Raw genomic sequence first — 16,338 nt, forward strand, 5'->3', positions numbered from 1 at the left:
AATGAGATCAGGCAGGCATAGCGTCAAAACCCTATGGTAATACTTTTCCCTCGCGCAGGAGGACTTCGATGTCGGCCGCCGAGACCGGTTCGCTGAAATAGAAACCTTGCATTTCATCGCAGCGGTGGCGTTGCAGGTATGACAGCTGTTCCTGGGTTTCCACGCCCTCCGCGATCACCTGCAGGCGCAGGTTGTGGGCCAGGGAAATGATCGACGCCACGATCGCCGCATCGTCCTGGTCGACCGTGATATCGCGCACGAACGACTGGTCGATCTTGAGGGCGTCGATAGGGAAACTCTTGAGGTAAGCCAGGCTGGAATAACCGGTGCCGAAATCGTCGATCGACAATTGCACGCCTATCGATTTCAAGTCGTTGAGAATGCCGACCGCCAGTTCGACATCGGTCATCACCAGGCTCTCGGTCAGCTCGATTTCGAGATAATGCGGCGCCAGTCCGGTATCTTCCAGCACCTTGGCCACCTGCTGCACCAGGTTCTGCTGGAAGAACTGGCGGGTCGATAGGTTGACCGACATGCGCAGGTAGCCCAGGCCCAGGCGCTGCCAAGTCTTGTTCTGTTCGCAGGCGGTGTGCATGACCCACGCTCCCATCTGCACGATCAGGCCGGTTTCTTCCGCCAGGTTGATGAAGCGGGTCGGCGAAATCATGCCGAGCTGCGGATGCTTCCAGCGGATCAGGGCTTCCATGCCGACCATGCGGCCGGTGCGCAGGTCGACTTGCGGCTGGTAGTACAGCAGCAGCTCTTTGCGTTCCAGCGCGTTGCGCAGATCGCCTTCGATGCGCAGGCGCTCCAGCGCCCGCTCGTTCATCGCCGCGGTATAGAACTGGTAATTGTTGTTGCCCATTTCCTTGGCGCGGTACATGGCGATATCGGCATGCTTGAGCAGGCTTTCCGGATCGGCGCCGTCGTTCGGATAAACCGCAACGCCGATGCTGCAGCTCAGGAAAAAGTCGTAGCCCTCGATCTGCAGCGGCCGCGCGATGGCGTCCATCATGCCCTGGATCAGGCCGACGCTGAGTTCTTCGTCGAGGCGTTCCGGCAGGATCAGGACAAATTCGTCGCTGCCGAGACGGGCGATGGTGTCGGCCTCGCGGGTGAAGGTCTTGAGGCGGCTGGCGACTTCCTTCAGCAGCAGGTCGCCGGCATTGTGGCCGAGCGTATCGTTGACGAACTTGAAGCGGTCGAGGTCGACGAACAGCACCCATACCCGATGGCCGTACAGCTCGCCGTAGACGATCGCCTGACTCAGGCGGTCGCTCAGCACGTTGCGGTTGGCCAGGCCGGTCAGGGTGTCGTGGCGCGCCTGGTGTTCCAGTTCCGCTTCGTAACTCTTCATCTCCGTGATGTCGTACAGGGAAGTGACGAAATGGCTGACCCGGCCGGAGCTGTCTTTCACCGGCGCCACATACAGCTCATTCCAGAACAAGGTGCCGTCCTTGCGGTAGCTGCGGAACACCGCATTGGCGCTGCGTTTCTCGCGCAGGGCGGAACGGATTTCTTCCAGGCCGATCTGGTCGTGGTCATCGCCCTGCAAGACTTCCAGGTTGCGGCCGATCATATCGCTGGCGCTGTAGCCGGTGATCCGCTCGAAGGCCGGATTGACGTATTCCACCAGATAGTCCGGCAGCTTGGCGCTGGAGATGATGATCGCATTGGCGCTCGATTCGATGGCGCGCTCGCGCAGCTGCAAGGCATCCTCGGCGCGCTTGCGGGCGACGATATCCTCTTTCATCATCTGCGTCGCCAGCCGCACCTGCTGGGTGCGGGCGTCGACCAGCTGTTCGATCCGCTTGGAACGCGTCGACAGGAAATACAGGTAAGTTGCACCCATCCAGCTAAGCAGGCTGCCCAGCACCAGCACCAGGATCGAGCCGGCATTTTTCTTGGTGAACACGCGCGGCGGCGCCGAGGCTTCGATGTACCACGACTTGCCGGCCAGTTCGAAGGTTTGCGACATGTCTTGCGGCGCATCGTACAGCAGCCAGGCCGGCAGCCAACGGCTGGCGCTGGATGGCCCTGCCGGGCTGCCCTGGCGATACACCAGCGTGCCCGCTTCCGGCGTGGCGCTGGCATACACGCGCAGATAGAAGTCTTCGCGCGCCTGCACGCCGTCGCGCGCCAGCACGTTATTGACAAAAGCATCAGCCCGCAGCGCCGCGCTGGTAAAACCCACCAGGGCGCGGCGCCGGTCGTCGACGCTCTCCAGCACCGCGCCATGCTGGTACACTGGCATCAGCACCAGCATGCCTAGCTTGCCGCCATCCTTGCTCGCCTTTAACTCGAACAAATCGGTGGAAGCCGCCTGGCCGGAGTCGCGCGCGCGCTGCATCGCATCCGCCTGGATCGTGCTGGACGAGACGTCCAGGGCGAATGCTGCTTCGTTGCCCGCCATCGGTTCGATATATTCCACCACCCGGTATTGCTCATGGCCGGCAGCCGGTTCAGGCTTGCCGTCGCTCAGCTGGCGAATCGTGAAATTGGGAATGTGCTTGCGGATTTCCGCTTCATAGGCCGGCCGTTGCGCAGCTGACACGATGCGCTGGAAACCGAGCGATTTGATATAGGGAGCGCGGCGCAGCATCGGCGCCGTGAAATTGTGGAATTGTTCGCGGCTGACGCCGTCCATCGTGACAAACAGGCGGTTCACGGTTTCCAGCTCATGCACCAGGCCGTCGAGGCCGTCGACCACGGCCTTGAGGTGGCCGCTGCCCAGACGCCGGAATTCGGCATCCATTTTCTCGTATTCGAGATGGCGCACCGAGACAAACAAGCCGAGCGTGATGGCCAGACCCAATATCAAACTGGATAAAGAGGCAATGGGTATGAAAATTGACGAACCACGACGAAACATTTCTACTCCATTGCGAACAATAGGCGAAATATTACACGGACTTGTTACCTGATAACGCCGCGTGTCGATTTCTTTTTAGTGCACAAAATCAACTAAAAGCCGCAGGGCAAGAATCGACGATCATGCGGGCATAAATGCTGACGAACAATCAGGTGGATTTGGGCGCTTCGGCGTCAGGCAGCAAGCAGCCCTGCAAGATTTGCAGATCGTTGTCCTTGGCAAAATTGACCACAAAATGATAGGCCAGCGGCTCGATCTGACGCAGATCTTCGTTGACGACCACTGAGCGTACGCCATTCAGCAGCACCGGCCGGACATAGGGGGAATATTGCAGATGCGCGTTGCGTCCGCCCGCGCCTTCCGGGCGAAAACAGGACATGACGCCGCACAGGCGCTCCGCCCAGTCGCTGGGACGGAACTGCCGGCCATCGCTGGTGATGCCTTGGATGAAAAATTCTTTGGCGGGCGCGTCAGGAGATGGAATGTTATCAGCCATGCGTACAGCTCGTTTCTTCTATAACGCTTGCTACAGAGATTTGCTTGCCTTGTACCGCCGGCAAGCTACAATTTTCAAGCAACTCAATTACGTGGTCAAAACCCTTGGCGACCTGCACTAGGATTATTCTTACGTATTATATCTTATAGAAGACTAGGACACCATCCCGAATGTCCCGCCTCCGTGCCGTCGGCCGATTATCCCAGCCAGACCGCAACTGACAACAATAGCAACAAGAACATCCACAGCAGCAAGGCGCGCCACACCAGGCCGACCGTGCTTTGCAACGCGCGCGGCGTAGGCAGGTCGCCCGGCGGGCTGTCGCCGTCCATGGCGGTCGAATCGACGGTCGATGCGTCCGCCGGCAGGATCACCGCGGCAGTTTCCAGCGGCGTGCCGAGCAGCACGCCCATGGCGCCGCCGCCAGTGGAAAGAATGATGCCGTCGGTTTCGTTTTTCCAACGCCCGGCGAAATTGCGCCAGGCGTAAATCGCATCTTCGAAATTGCCAACCACGGCAAACGCCGCCGCCGTCAGGCGCGCCGGGATCCAGTCTATCCAGTAAAAGGCCTGGGCTGCAAAACGACCGAAGTTTTCGTTGCGCATATGATCGGGTTCGTTCCAGCCGCGCGCCAGGTATTCCGCGATGCGGTACATGACAGCGCAGGCCGGTCCTACCGGCATCAGGAACCAGAAAAACACGCCGAACACGTGGCGGTGGGTAGTGATCAACGCCTTCTCCACGGCGATGCGCGAGATCTCGCTGACGTCCATGTCGGTGGTGTCGATCTTGACCCACTCCGCCAGCAGGGTGCGCGCGGTGGCTTCGTCGCCGCTGTTGAGCGCCAGCTGGATCGAGCTGAAATAATGGCTGTAGTGGCGGAAACCGAGGGTCAGATAGACCATCAGGATATTCCACAGCAGCGCCGCCCAGGCGCCGATATGCACGCATAGCCAATAGATCAGCGCGGTCGGTACGGTCAGCGCCAGGATCACGCAGAACCAGCCCAGCCGGCCCTGGCGCGCCTGGCCGGCATTGAACGAAGCTTCTATCTTGCTTGCGAAATGCTTCACCCACGCATACACGGGATTGTCCGCACGGAGCGGCTTGAGTTGCTCGATCAGCAATGCAAACAGAATAGAGAGAAATGTCATCAACCAGCCTTATAAGTCAACCAACAGTGCAGCACGCTGCTGCAAGATATGCATAACCCGTCCGCAGCGCTATAGAACACGAATGTGCAGTGCGCTGGCCTTGCCATAACATCTAACAATTGCAATAGCCCATACGATAACGCAGCACAGGCGCAGAATCAAACTTGTATCAACCTTGTTTGCTGCCATTGCCTATTTCTCGCCAGCCGTTTTGCCGCCCTAGGCGCGCAAAAAATGGAACAGGTTTCTCAGCATGGCGGCGGTTGCGCCCCAGATGAAGAAGCGTTCGTAAGGCATTGCATAGAACGTCCGGCGATAACCGTCAGGCAGATCGATGCTGCGCAATTGATGATTCAAGCCATCCATCAGGAAGGCCAGCGGCACCTCGAAGATTTCCGCCACTTCATTGGGATCGGCGCGCAAGTTCACCGGTGGATTGACCAGGCACACCACCGGCGTGATGCGATAGCCAGTGCCGGTAAAATATTCCGGCAAGCTGCCGATCACCTCGACCTGGCTGCGCGCCAGGCCGATCTCTTCTTCCGCTTCGCGCAGTGCTGTCTCTATCGGCGAGGCATCGCTCTGTTCCATCCGTCCGCCCGGAAAACTCACTTGGCCGGCGTGATCGGTCAGGTGCGCGGAGCGCTGGGTGAACAGCAAGGTCGGCTGCTCTTCATGCATGACGATGGGGATCAGCACCGAGGCAGGCGTCACCGGCTTGCCCGGCGACATGCGCAGGATGGCCTGGCTGCCCATGTCCTCGGGATGCCATTCCGTCTGGTGCGCAAAGCGCTTGCGCAGCCATGCCGCACTCATCCTTTCCGGCGCCAGCGCAGACTCGCCGGCGACGGCATCGACTGGCAGCATCAAGGGATCGAAAGTCAATTTAACCAAGAAAATTCCTATAACAACTATTCTGTACTTTACCGCGACGGCGGCGGATGGCCTACCACATTCACAGATAATAACAATTTACGACATTTTACTTTGAAGCAACTAAAACTGCGGCCCGATCTGCAAGCGGCAACAGAACGACAGATAAAAAAAGGGGCGCCTGACGGCGCCCCTTCTCATGCAATACCTATGCCTGCTTCGGCACAACTTACTCAGCTGCTGGTGCAGCCTTTGCAGTGTTGCGACGCTGCGGAAGTTTTTCCTTGATACGTGCCGATTTACCGGAACGCTCACGCAGGTAGTACAGTTTGGCGCGACGGACATCGCCGCGACGCTTGACTTCGATCGAAGCGATCAATGGCGAGTACAGTTGGAATGTACGCTCAACGCCTTCGCCGGAAGAAATCTTGCGGACGATGAAGTTGGAGTTCAAACCACGGTTACGACGCGAAATCACGACGCCTTCGTAAGCCTGGGCGCGCTTGCGTGTGCCTTCGACTACGTTGACGCTGACCACGACTGTATCGCCTGGTGCGAATTCAGGGATATTCTTGCCGAGGCGGGCAATTTCTTCTTGCTCAAGTTGTTGGATCAAGTCCATTTTTAGCTCCATATACCATCTTGCTGACGCCGTTTTTTGCCTTGGCCGCTGGCCGAGGCTGCTCAGTAGAGGATGGGGTTAAACACAGGTGGCCGGCTGGCCTCCCCTTGGTACTACCGTTTGCTACTATTTACTGCTGCTTGCTGCTTCGATGCGGCCGCACGCTCGCGCGCTCAGCCCATATTCCGTAAAAACTTTTCATCTGCGGCGCTGAGCAAGCCTGCCGCGCGTATCTTTTGAATCAGATCCGGGCGCTTCCTCGCGGTTGCCGACAGCATTTGCTGACGCCGCCATTTTTCAATCTCGGCATGATGTCCGCCCATCAGGACCGGCGGCACCGGCACGCCTTCATACTGCTCCGGCCGGGTGTAATGCGGACAATCCAGCAAGCCATTGACAAAACTGTCCTCGACCGCCGAAGCGCCATCATTCAATACGCCCGGCAACTGCCGGATTACCGCATCCATCAAGGCCATCGCCGGCAGTTCGCCGCCCGACAGAACGAAATCGCCGAGGCTGATTTCTTCATCCACGCAACGGTCCAGCAAGCGCTGATCGACCGCTTCATAACGACCGCACAGCAATACCAGACCCGGCTCGCTGCGCAATTCCATGACGCGCTGATGCGTCAATGGCTGGCCTTGCGGCGACAGATAGATGACTCTTGGTGCAGGCAGGCTTTGCTGCAGCTGACGCGCCTTGGCTGCCTCCAGCGCAGCTTCCAGCGGCTTTGCCATCATCACCATCCCGGGTCCGCCGCCATAAGGCCGATCGTCCACGGTACGATGATTGTCGGTAGTGAAATCACGCGGATTCCACAACGCCAGCTCACACCTTTTCTGTTCAAACGCGCGCCGGGTCACGCCCGACTGCGTCAATGCGGCAAACATTTCGGGAAACAGAGTGACGACATCAAATTGCATACCGCTCACCTTCTTGTTTCACTTGCGATCTTGTTTGCCACTGCGGCTGCCTGGAACACCATCTGGATTTAATAATCCAGGCCCCAGTCAACCGTGATTTTCTTTGCGGCCTGATCCACCGTCTTGACGAACTGCTCAACGAAGGGGATCAATAATTCCGGCGCCGCCTTGTCCTGACCCTCGACTGCCGGCACGGTAATCCGAAGAATCGGATGCGCGCCATTGTCCATCAGATCAGCCACCAAGCCCAGATGCTCGCCCTGCAGATTATCAACCACCGAGCCGATCAGATCGACCCAATAGAATTCATCGTCGGCAAGCGCCGGGAAATGGCTGCGCGGGATGTGCACCACGGCGCCCTTCATCGCTTCGGCTGCATCGCGCCCTGCCACGCCCATCAGGCGCGCCACAATGTCGCCACTGTGGTTTTTCGCCTGCAGCATGTCAACATCGCGCAGTTCCGGCGAATTCTGCCGGCCCAGCCACCATGTCTTGGCGTGCAACAGCGCATCTGCATCCGCCGAATACGGTTTGATCCGCACCCAGCCATTGATACCGTAAGCGCCTGTGATATAACCGACCACGACCAGATCCGAAGGTATTGCTGCCCCGGCTTGTGCTGTGGTCGACATTTCTGCTAACGCGCTCAACGGTTCAGGCTGCAGACTCAGTTGCAAACTCAGTGGCCAACTTAAGCTGCAGTTTTCTTAGCAGCGTCAGCAACCAGACGTGCAACTGTCGGCGACATTTGCGCGCCAACACCTTGCCAATGCGTCAGGCGGTCCTGAGCAATACGGAAAGTCTCTTCAGCACCAGACGCTACCGGATTGTAAAAACCGATGCGCTCGATGAAGCGACCGTCACGGCGATTGCGCGAATCAGTAGCTACGATGTTGTAAAAAGGACGCTTCTTTGCGCCACCACGGGATAAACGAATAACGACCATAATGTTTCCAAAAAGTGTTCGAACACGGAAAAAGCCGCAAATTATAACGCAAATTATGCCTACCCCGCAACCAAAGCTGGTCATCGGTGTGGCGTCACTACGTCAAAAGGTGTGCAGGCTGTAAAAATCGCCCTACTGCTCTGTGAGCAAGTAGCAGGCGCTCTGGGTGGATGCTATCAGTGACAGTCAATTGATACAGGCTGTACACTGAGCCCTCAATTCGCTGTCCGATGCTTACGATGCGTGTTGGCAACATCAGTAGCGATAACGGCGCTAGTATATTAGCAATTTCCGTATTTGAGGCAAATTGTGTACTTTTGCCTTGCTTTTTTGCCGCATGGACCAGATAAACCACTCAACTCCCCGCCAATGACATCGCCCCACAAGAACAAGACACTCACCACTTTCCTCGCTACTGTATTCGGCAGCATCGGCCTGCACCGGCTTTACCTGAAGGGATTCAGCGATATCTGGGGCTGGCTGCATTTTGCTTCCTTGCCAATTTCGCTGCTGGCTTACTGGCTATGGGGCAAGGATCAGCAGGCCGCATTCCTGTTCGGACCATTGATTGTTTCCGGATTGATTGCCTTTCTGGAATCACTGATCATCGGCCTGACTCCGGATGAGAAATGGGACGTCAAATACAATGCCGATTCCGGCCGGCAATCGGACTCCAGCTGGTTTGTGGTCCTGCTGGTGGTGCTGACCCTGGGCGTAGGCGCGATTGGCCTGATCGGCGCGATTGCGCGCACCTTCGACCTGATGTACACCGGCGGCGCCTACGGTTGAACATGGCCTTGAGCTGTAAAAAAAGCAGCCGAGGCTGCTTTTTTTACGCTTGAAGCGATCTCAGAACTGATCTTCCGCCAGCGCCATCACACCGCTGCTGCCTTCGACTACCGAGATGCGGTAAGCCTCGGCCTGGGACAGGATATGCTCGGCAAAGAATCGCGCCGTGCCGATCTTGGCCTGGTAGAAGCCGCTGTCGCCGGCGCCCTCGGCCAGCTTGCGCTTTGCCACCAGCGCCGCGCGGCCGAGCTGCCAGCCGCCCAGCACGATGCCGGCCAGCTTCAGGTACGGCACGCTGCCGGCAAACACACCCTTGATATCGCTTTTCAGGTTGTCGACGACATAGCTGACCACCTGCTCCAGCGCATCGGCGCCGCTGGCCAGCTGCTTGCCGATCGCCACCAGGTCGGCCGCGCCGCTGCCCGCCAGTTCCGCCTGGGTAGCGCGCACCTGGGCGATGATCGCCTTGGCGACAGCGCCGCCGTCGCGCGCCGTCTTGCGGCCGATCAGGTCGTTGGCCTGGATCGCCGTGGTGCCTTCATAAATCGTCAGGATCCGCGCATCGCGATAGAACTGCGCAGCGCCGGTTTCTTCGATGAAGCCCATGCCGCCGTGGATCTGCACGCCGGTCGAGGCCACGTCGATCGAGATCTCGGTCGACCAGCCCTTGACCACCGGCACCATGTATTCATAGAACGCCTGGTTGGCCTTGCGGGTTGCTTCATCTGCGTGGTGATGGGCAGCGTCGTGCGCCGCCGCGGTGACGTAAGCCAGCGCGCGCGCCGCTTCGATCTGCGAGCGCATGCTCATCAGCATCCGCCGCACATCCGGCTGATGGATGATGGTCACGGCGCCTGCCGAGCCGGCCAGGTCGCGCGACTGCACCCGGTCCTTGGCGTATGCCACGGCCTTTTGATAAGCCCGCTCTGCCACGCTGATGCCTTGCAGGCCGACCGCAAAACGCGCCGCGTTCATCATGATGAACATGTATTCGAGGCCGCGGTTTTCCTGGCCGACCAGGGTGCCGACCGCGCCGCCATGGTCGCCGAACTGCAGCACCGCAGTCGGGCTGGCCTTGATGCCGAGCTTGTGCTCCAGCGAAACGCAATGGACGTCGTTGCGCGCGCCCGGCGTGCCATCGGCGTTGACCATGAATTTCGGCACGATGAACAGCGAAATGCCTTTCACGCCTTCCGGCGCATTCGGCGTGCGCGCCAGCACCAGGTGCACGATATTTTCCGCCATATCGTGTTCACCGTAGGTGATGAAAATCTTGGTGCCGGAAATCTTGTAAGTACCGTCGTCCTGCGGCACGGCGCGGGTGCGCACCAGCGCCAGGTCGGAGCCGGCCTGCGGCTCGGTCAGGTTCATGGTGCCGGTCCATTTGCCGGACACCAGGTTTTCCAGATAGATGCGCTTCTGCTCATCGCTGCCGGCGGTCAGCAACGCTTCGATCGCGCCGTCGCTCAGCAGCGGGCACAGGGCGAAGGAAAGATTCGCGGCATTCAGCATCTCGATGCAAGGCGTCGCCACCAGCTTCGGCAAGCCCTGGCCGCCGAATTCGACCGGATGCTGCACACCCTGCCAGCCGGCTTCGGCAAACGCCTTGAAGGCTTCCTTGAAACCCTTGCTGGTGGTGACTTCGCCATCGTGCCAATAGCTTGGCTCCTGATCGCCGCTACGGTTCAGGGGCGCCACGACCTCACTGCAAAACTTGGCATTCTCTTGCAACACTGCTTCCACGGTTTCCGGGGTCGCATCTTCACAACCGGGCAGGGTGCTGACCTGCTCCAGGCCGGCCAGTTCGTTCAACACGAACAGCATGTCTTTCAACGGGGCGACATAACTCATGTGCTACTCCTAAAAATCGGGGTGGCAAGAGAACCTGGCGCTGCCAGCATTCACATTACCACCCCCTATGCATTCGATTTTCGACAGGCGCCGGCTGGCGGCGCCCGTCTAAGGCCCGTCGGCTTAACCCAGCTCAGCCACCAGTTGCGGCACGATCTCGAACAGGTCGCCGACAATGCCGTAATCCGCCACCGAAAAAATCGGCGCTTCTTCATCCTTGTTGATGGCGACGATGACCTTGGAATCCTTCATCCCGGCCAGATGCTGGATGGCGCCGGAAATACCGACGGCGATGTACAGTTGCGGGGCGACGATCTTGCCGGTCTGGCCGACCTGCCAGTCGTTCGGCACGAAGCCGGCATCGACCGCAGCGCGCGATGCGCCCATCGCTGCATTGAGCTTGTCGGCCAACGGTTCCAGGATCTTGAAGTTTTCCGCCGAACCCATGCCGCGGCCGCCGGAAACGATGATCTTGGCGGCAGTCAGCTCAGGACGATCCGACTTGGCCAGCTCGCGCGAAACGAAGGCCGATTTGCCGAAGTCGGCTGCTGCAGCAATGTTTTCCACGGCAGCGGAACCGCCGCCGGCAACGGCGTCGAAACCGGTGGTGCGGACCGTGATGACTTTCACCGCATCGCTCGACTGTACGGTGGCGATCGCATTGCCGGCATAGATCGGGCGCTCGAAAGTGTCCGGGCTGTCGACCTTGGTGATTTCGGAAATCTGGCCGACGTCCAGCTGGGCGGCGACGCGCGGCAGGATGTTCTTGCCGTAGGCGGTAGCCGGGGCCAGGATGTGGCTATAAGCGGAAGCCAAGGCCAGTACCTGGGCAGCGACGTTTTCCGCCAGGCCGTCGGCGAAATAAGCCGCATCGGCGACCAATACCTTGCTGACGCCGGCCAGCTGGGCTGCTGCCTGCGCTGCCGCGCCGCAGTTGCTGCCGGCGACCAGTACGTGGACGTCGCCGCCGCATTGGCTGGCGGCGGTAACGGTGTTGAGTGTGCTGCCTTTTAACGAGGCATTGTCGTGTTCAGCGATGACTAAGGCTGTCATGTGGGCTCCTGATTTTGTTGACGCGCGCCTGCATTCTTGCAGCGCTGCGCCTGGTTCTTGATGAGTGTCCGGTAAGTGCGTCTGCCGCGCTTACAGGACCTTGGCTTCGTTCTTCAGCTTGGCGACCAGCGTGGCGACGTCAGGCACCTTGATGCCGGCGCTGCGCTTGGCAGGCTCCACCACTTTCAGCGTCTTCAGGCGCGGCGCCACGTCCACGCCCAGATCGGCCGGCTTGAACACGTCCAGAGTTTTCTTCTTGGCTTTCATGATGTTCGGCAGCGTCACATAGCGCGGCTCGTTCAGGCGCAAGTCGGTGGTGATGATCGCCGGCAGCGTCAGGGCGATGGTTTCCAGGCCGCCGTCGACTTCACGCGTCACAGTCACCTTGCCGTCTTCCAGCACCATCTTGGATGCGAAAGTCGCTTGCGGCCAGCCCAGCAGCGCGGCCAGCATCTGGCCGGTCTGGTTGCAATCGTCGTCGATCGCCTGCTTGCCGAGGATGATCAATTGCGGCTGTTCCTTGTCTGCCACGGCCTTCAGCAGTTTCGCCACTGCCAGCGGCTGCAGGTCGGTGTCTGCGGTATCGACCAGGATGCCGCGGTCGGCGCCGATCGCCATCGCGGTGCGCAGGGTTTCCTGGCATTGCGTGACGCCGCAGGAAATCGCGATTACTTCAGTGACCTTGCCGCCTTCTTTCAGGCGCGTGGCTTCTTCCACCGCGATTTCGTCAAACGGATTCATCGACATCTTGACGTTGGCAATATCTACACCGCTGCCGTCCGACTTGACCCGTACCTTGACGTTGTAGTCGACGACACGCTTGACTGGTACTAATACTTTCATCGTTATGCCTTTTTATTGAAATAAAAAAATCTGGAACCTGAATTGACGCGGATAGTCGCGGTGACGCAAGGTTAACGTTTACGTAAATCTCAATTGGGAATTATAAGAGAGAATTCGGTTCGACGCTGAAATTTAGCACGATCGTTCTATTAAATCTTAGAGCAAATTACCTAATCGCACCCGGATCTTGTATAACAAGACACGTTCAAGGCAATGTTCAGCTTGGGAATACGGCTGCCGGCCTGGGATGCAGGCGGCGAAAAGAAAAGACAGAGGAGGGAAAAGCAGGCAACAGTTCAAGCAAGGTACGGCCTACAGAACGCAGGCCGTGCGGTAATCGTTCACAACAATGACGCGATGAGCAAGGAAAAGACAAGCGCAGGTTCAAGCAGTTGGCTGCTTACTTGCGCTTCATGAAGAAAATGAATTCCCGGTTTTCTTCACTTTGTTCTAGCAAATCATTGCCGGTCTGCTTTGCGAATGCCTGGAAATCGCGCACTGAACCGGAGTCGGTAGCCAGCACACGCAGTACTTCTCCACTCAGCATGTCCGCCAACGCCTTCTTCGTTTTCAAAATCGGCAGTGGGCAGTGCAAACCGCGGGCGTCGAGTTCTTTATTAAATTCCATAACCACTTCGTAATGTAAAGATTTTTAACATTTGCTGCTATTTATTGATTCTACTCCAAACGATGCCGCGTTTGACGCATCGCAACATGCCATCAATCATTTTTACAACAGCATGGCGAATAGCAAATATGTCTTTAACACAATCTTTCCGCACATCTACATGCTAATATCCAACTGACAAGTATCGCACTATACAAACACAATAAAACACAATAACAAGCACAGTCGCCGGGCTTCCCAGCCCCCGCCTAGTGACAAATTCCGAGGAAACAAGCATGCGGGACAGCCATAGTGAAAAGCGTTTCAGCAACATCACACCGTTCTGGCAGCGCTTGCCTCAATTTTTCCTCTACCCGCTGCAGGGCCAGCTGATCTGGCACCCGGCAGTCTACGCCTTGATCGGCACCGGCCTGTGGCTGCTCGGCCGCAACGACGAGGACGGCGGCTTCTCCCCCTTTATTCTTACCATTGCGATCCTGGTCGGCATCGGCTTTGCCATCGACCTGACGCGCCTGGCGTTTCGCATCCTGGAACAAACCTCGCTTGGCAATTTACGCTGCGCCGATTTTGACGAGGCTGACGACGTCCACAAGATGTCTCCGTACAAGCTGCTGCTGATCATGATCGTGCAAGGCTTTTTCGTTGGCGTCCTGACCTCGTTCCATCCCATGCTGGGGCTGCTGGCAGCCGCCGTCGCCAACCTGATGCTGCCGGCCAGCGTTATGGTGCTCGGCTACACCCACAGCTTCAGCGACGCTATCAATCCGCTCAGGGTCTTCAAGATGATCAAGGCCTGCGGCTGGCCCTATCTGGCGCTGTGGGTCTTTAGTTTCATACTAGGCCAATGCGCGCCGATTGTCATCATGCTGTTTGCCGGAAAATTGCCACTCGCGGTGCTGATCGCACTGGCTATTTTCGCGTGCGCTTACTTCACTCTGGTCGGCTTTAACCTGATGGGTTATACGATGTACCAATACCATCAGGAGATCGGCTATTCGCCGGACCGCAATTTTGAAATCAATGCGCTTGCCAGCAGCCGCAATAACCGTCCCTTGAGCGACGACGACATCCTGGCGCAGCAGGTCGGCGCGCTGATTCGCGACGGCAATATCGATCTGGCCATGGAAATGATCTGGGAAGAACTGCGCTACGATCAGCTCAATCCGCAACTGTCGGCCCACTACGCCAAGCTGCTGCTCTTAAAGGGCGACAAGGCCAAGCAGCTCGAATATGCGCCGCGCCACCTGTTCGCTCTGGCGCGCGCGGGGAAAGCCGGGCGCATAGGCGAGGCCTGGCAACAAGCGCGCCGGCTCGATCCTGAATTCAAGATCGAGAATCCTGACCATGTGTTGGAAATCGCCGCCGCTGCCGCCGGCGTGCGCGAATATCAGATCGCGCTTGAAATTGTCTCCGGCTTCCACAAGCGCGCGCCGCGCCATAAGGATGTGGCGGCGGTGCTGGTGCTGGCGGGCAAACTGCTGTCCGACCACCTGCGCCAGGACGCGCGCGCCCTGACGCTGTTCAACCACGTGATTGCACAATGGCCGGGCAGCCCGGCCGCCGCCGATGCGCAGCAATACAAAACGGTGATCGAGGGCCTGAGCCGGACTTCTGAGCCTGCCTGACGCACAGTTTAATAACGGTTGCCGGGACTGGAGACCCAGCGGCTTTCTTCGCTCAAGGGGAACTGCCGCTGCAACAGCTGCTGATAGTGCTGCGCCTTGTCCCTCCTGCCCGCTGTCATGAAGCCGCGGGCGACAAACTGTATCAACTGCGGCAGCTGCTGGTGCTGGCGCGCAGTCACCAGCAGGATCTGCAGGATGGCGGCGGCGGTTTGCGGCTGGCCGTTCATGGCGAAACGCCGGGCTACCGCCAGCGACTGGTCGTTGCTGAGCAGCGGCCGCGGTTCCGCGCTGGCGACATAGTCGAGATACACCTGATGGATTTTCTCTTCGTCGAAGCGGTCTTTCGGCAGGCTCAGCAGCATCTCGGCGCTTTTGTGGAAAGCCGCCGAGGACGGCGCCCCCTTCGATAGATTGAACAGCTGCAGCAGCCAGTCCGGCTGCGGCGCCTTCTGCTGCGCCAGCGTCTTGCTGACCAGGCTGCTGAAGTCGCGCCGGGCGCGCTCGAAGTCGAGCCGGGCCAGGGCGGCATAGGCGCTCTGCTGCAAGCTCCGCAGCAGCTTGTCGTCGTCCCCGTTGGAGACATAGCTGGCATGCGCCTGCGCCAGCTTGCCGCGCGCCAGCAGCCGATAGATCAAGGCCAGCAGGGCGCCGCCCAGCAGGCCGCCGATATGGGCGTAGTAATTGGTGTTCGAGGGGCCGCCAAACAGCAGGTCGAACGCTTCCTTACCGACCCAGATCGGCAGCATGATCAGCGCCGGCGCCTTGAAGAAATCGAAATAAAACAGAAACCAGTAAAAGAAGCGGATCTTGCGCAAGCCGTACAGCACCGTGTACATGCCCATGACGCCGGAAATGGCGCCTGAAGCACCCAGCGAGAGCACCATGCTGTCGCCTTCGAACAGCAGGTAGAACGCCGCCGACAGCAAGCCGGAGAGCAGGTAAAACAGCAAGTAGCAGCCGCCGCCCAGCAGGATTTCCACCGCGTAGCCGACCATCGCCAGGAACACCATGTTGCCCAGCACATGCTCGACGCTGGCGTGCAGGAACATATGGGTGAGCAAGGTAAGCGGCCGTTCGCCGGCCTGCGCCGGGATCAGCGAATAGCGCTCGGTGAAGCTGCGGCTGCGGATGGTCAGGTAGTGTTCGCGCTGCTCTTTCCACTCCGCCAGGTCGTCGGCATCGACGGTGCCCAGCAGCGGCGGCTTGGGCTGCTGCATCAAGGCGCCGAATTTGCCGTCGGCATCGAGCACATACCAGCGCTCGATCAGCGACTGATAGTCTTTCAGGGTAGCCTGCCGGCCGTCTCGCGCAGCGGCCAGCTCGGTCCGCATCCGTATCTGGCGCCAGCGTTCCAGTCCCTTGCGCATGGCGGCGCCTGCTTCCGGCTTGTTCTGGTTTTCCAGGAAACGGGCATAGGCCAGGAATTCGAATTCCGGCAGGCGCGACTCGGCCAGGTAATACTCGGCAGCCGGCTCCATATGGCTGCGTTCGCTCCACTGGATGCCGAAATAGATCAACAGGTTGACCAGCACCAGCAGGATCGTGACCAGCGGCGGACGCCTCCAGTCTGGCTTACGGTCTACCGGGATGATCAGCATGGCGGCTCAGGAGCAGGTCAGAATTTTCGATAGCGTGATTTTACCCAGTCATTGCCACCCGGCAC

General features: G+C 58.8%; 15 protein-coding genes. 2 read left to right on the top strand and 13 right to left on the bottom strand.

Features of this window, described 5'->3' with window-relative positions; translation table 11 throughout:
* Positions 1–31 precede the first annotated feature (31 nt).
* The 8 genes from AC07V8_RS07185 to rpsP form a co-directional block, all read right to left on the bottom strand.
* A complete protein-coding gene (locus AC07V8_RS07185) occupies positions 32–2,815 on the bottom strand; it encodes a bifunctional diguanylate cyclase/phosphodiesterase (RefSeq protein WP_494679039.1) in 2,784 nt (927 codons plus the stop codon).
* Between the two features lie 205 nt (positions 2,816–3,020).
* On the bottom strand, positions 3,021–3,368 hold the full coding sequence (locus tag AC07V8_RS07190) for a DUF3579 domain-containing protein (RefSeq protein WP_098493512.1): 348 nt from the start codon (positions 3,366–3,368) through the stop codon (positions 3,021–3,023).
* Between the two features lie 197 nt (positions 3,369–3,565).
* Positions 3,566–4,522 carry a CobD/CbiB family protein gene (locus AC07V8_RS07195; RefSeq protein WP_494679038.1) on the bottom strand — a complete coding sequence of 319 codons (957 nt, stop codon included), beginning with the start codon at positions 4,520–4,522 and terminating at the stop codon, positions 3,566–3,568.
* A gap of 219 nt (positions 4,523–4,741) precedes the next feature.
* Positions 4,742–5,416, bottom strand: coding sequence for a CoA pyrophosphatase (locus AC07V8_RS07200; RefSeq protein ID WP_494679037.1), 675 nt, complete (start codon positions 5,414–5,416; stop codon positions 4,742–4,744).
* Positions 5,417–5,624: 208 nt separating this feature from the next.
* Positions 5,625–6,017: a 50S ribosomal protein L19 gene (rplS, locus tag AC07V8_RS07205; protein WP_211444528.1), complete on the bottom strand. Its 393-nt coding sequence runs from the start codon at positions 6,015–6,017 to the stop codon at positions 5,625–5,627.
* Between the two features lie 173 nt (positions 6,018–6,190).
* Entirely contained in the window at positions 6,191–6,940 is a 750-nt protein-coding gene (trmD, locus tag AC07V8_RS07210; RefSeq protein ID WP_211470261.1) for a tRNA (guanosine(37)-N1)-methyltransferase TrmD, read from the bottom strand.
* Positions 6,941–7,008: 68 nt separating this feature from the next.
* Positions 7,009–7,572 carry a ribosome maturation factor RimM gene (gene rimM / locus AC07V8_RS07215; RefSeq protein ID WP_494679036.1) on the bottom strand — a complete coding sequence of 188 codons (564 nt, stop codon included), beginning with the start codon at positions 7,570–7,572 and terminating at the stop codon, positions 7,009–7,011.
* Positions 7,573–7,631: 59 nt separating this feature from the next.
* The gene (gene rpsP, locus AC07V8_RS07220; protein ID WP_038491540.1) at positions 7,632–7,886 is read right to left on the bottom strand and encodes a 30S ribosomal protein S16; all 255 of its coding nucleotides are present in this window, start codon (positions 7,884–7,886) and stop codon (positions 7,632–7,634) included.
* A gap of 369 nt (positions 7,887–8,255) precedes the next feature.
* On the opposite strand from rpsP, the gene AC07V8_RS07225 reads away from it, so the two are divergent.
* Positions 8,256–8,675 (top strand): TM2 domain-containing protein, encoded by a 420-nt coding sequence (locus AC07V8_RS07225; protein WP_494679035.1) that lies wholly within the window; start codon positions 8,256–8,258, stop codon positions 8,673–8,675.
* Positions 8,676–8,735: 60 nt separating this feature from the next.
* Here AC07V8_RS07225 and AC07V8_RS07230 read toward each other — a convergent pair whose 3' ends face one another.
* The 4 genes from AC07V8_RS07230 to AC07V8_RS07245 form a co-directional block, all read right to left on the bottom strand.
* Positions 8,736–10,526, bottom strand: a complete 1,791-nt coding sequence (locus tag AC07V8_RS07230; RefSeq protein ID WP_494679034.1) for an acyl-CoA dehydrogenase — start codon at positions 10,524–10,526, stop codon at positions 8,736–8,738.
* A 123-nt stretch (positions 10,527–10,649) separates the two neighbouring features.
* A complete protein-coding gene (locus tag AC07V8_RS07235; protein WP_494679033.1) occupies positions 10,650–11,579 on the bottom strand; it encodes an electron transfer flavoprotein subunit alpha/FixB family protein in 930 nt (309 codons plus the stop codon).
* 90 nt (positions 11,580–11,669) lie between these two features.
* Positions 11,670–12,422 (bottom strand): electron transfer flavoprotein subunit beta/FixA family protein, encoded by a 753-nt coding sequence (locus AC07V8_RS07240; RefSeq protein ID WP_494679032.1) that lies wholly within the window; start codon positions 12,420–12,422, stop codon positions 11,670–11,672.
* A gap of 400 nt (positions 12,423–12,822) precedes the next feature.
* Positions 12,823–13,050 (bottom strand): sulfurtransferase TusA family protein, encoded by a 228-nt coding sequence (locus AC07V8_RS07245; protein WP_038491550.1) that lies wholly within the window; start codon positions 13,048–13,050, stop codon positions 12,823–12,825.
* A 275-nt stretch (positions 13,051–13,325) separates the two neighbouring features.
* Here AC07V8_RS07245 and AC07V8_RS07250 point away from each other — a divergent pair, with 275 nt between their 5' ends.
* Positions 13,326–14,675, top strand: a complete 1,350-nt coding sequence (locus tag AC07V8_RS07250; protein ID WP_494679031.1) for a hypothetical protein — start codon at positions 13,326–13,328, stop codon at positions 14,673–14,675.
* An 8-nt stretch (positions 14,676–14,683) separates the two neighbouring features.
* Here AC07V8_RS07250 and AC07V8_RS07255 read toward each other — a convergent pair whose 3' ends face one another.
* The gene (locus AC07V8_RS07255; protein ID WP_494679030.1) at positions 14,684–16,273 is read right to left on the bottom strand and encodes a rhomboid family intramembrane serine protease; all 1,590 of its coding nucleotides are present in this window, start codon (positions 16,271–16,273) and stop codon (positions 14,684–14,686) included.
* Between the last annotated feature and the right edge of the window lie 65 nt (positions 16,274–16,338).

The sequence above is a fragment of the Collimonas sp. GW821-FHT02H07 genome (genome assembly GCF_059421505.1).

What these genes read in the sequence shown, in the direction of transcription:
- AC07V8_RS07190 (WP_098493512.1), bottom strand. Translation starts at nt 3,368, where the DNA reads ATGGCTGATAACATTCCATCTCCTGACGCGCCCGCCAAAGAATTTTTC.
- AC07V8_RS07195 (WP_494679038.1), bottom strand. Translation starts at nt 4,522, where the DNA reads ATGACATTTCTCTCTATTCTGTTTGCATTGCTGATCGAGCAACTCAAG.
- rplS (WP_211444528.1), bottom strand. Translation starts at nt 6,017, where the DNA reads ATGGACTTGATCCAACAACTTGAGCAAGAAGAAATTGCCCGCCTCGGC.
- trmD (WP_211470261.1), bottom strand. Translation starts at nt 6,940, where the DNA reads ATGCAATTTGATGTCGTCACTCTGTTTCCCGAAATGTTTGCCGCATTG.
- rimM (WP_494679036.1), bottom strand. Translation starts at nt 7,572, where the DNA reads ATGTCGACCACAGCACAAGCCGGGGCAGCAATACCTTCGGATCTGGTC.
- rpsP (WP_038491540.1), bottom strand. Translation starts at nt 7,886, where the DNA reads ATGGTCGTTATTCGTTTATCCCGTGGTGGCGCAAAGAAGCGTCCTTTT.
- AC07V8_RS07225 (WP_494679035.1), top strand. Translation starts at nt 8,256, where the DNA reads ATGACATCGCCCCACAAGAACAAGACACTCACCACTTTCCTCGCTACT.
- AC07V8_RS07230 (WP_494679034.1), bottom strand. Translation starts at nt 10,526, where the DNA reads ATGAGTTATGTCGCCCCGTTGAAAGACATGCTGTTCGTGTTGAACGAA.
- AC07V8_RS07235 (WP_494679033.1), bottom strand. Translation starts at nt 11,579, where the DNA reads ATGACAGCCTTAGTCATCGCTGAACACGACAATGCCTCGTTAAAAGGC.
- AC07V8_RS07240 (WP_494679032.1), bottom strand. Translation starts at nt 12,422, where the DNA reads ATGAAAGTATTAGTACCAGTCAAGCGTGTCGTCGACTACAACGTCAAG.
- AC07V8_RS07245 (WP_038491550.1), bottom strand. Translation starts at nt 13,050, where the DNA reads ATGGAATTTAATAAAGAACTCGACGCCCGCGGTTTGCACTGCCCACTG.
- AC07V8_RS07250 (WP_494679031.1), top strand. Translation starts at nt 13,326, where the DNA reads ATGCGGGACAGCCATAGTGAAAAGCGTTTCAGCAACATCACACCGTTC.
- AC07V8_RS07255 (WP_494679030.1), bottom strand. Translation starts at nt 16,273, where the DNA reads ATGCTGATCATCCCGGTAGACCGTAAGCCAGACTGGAGGCGTCCGCCG.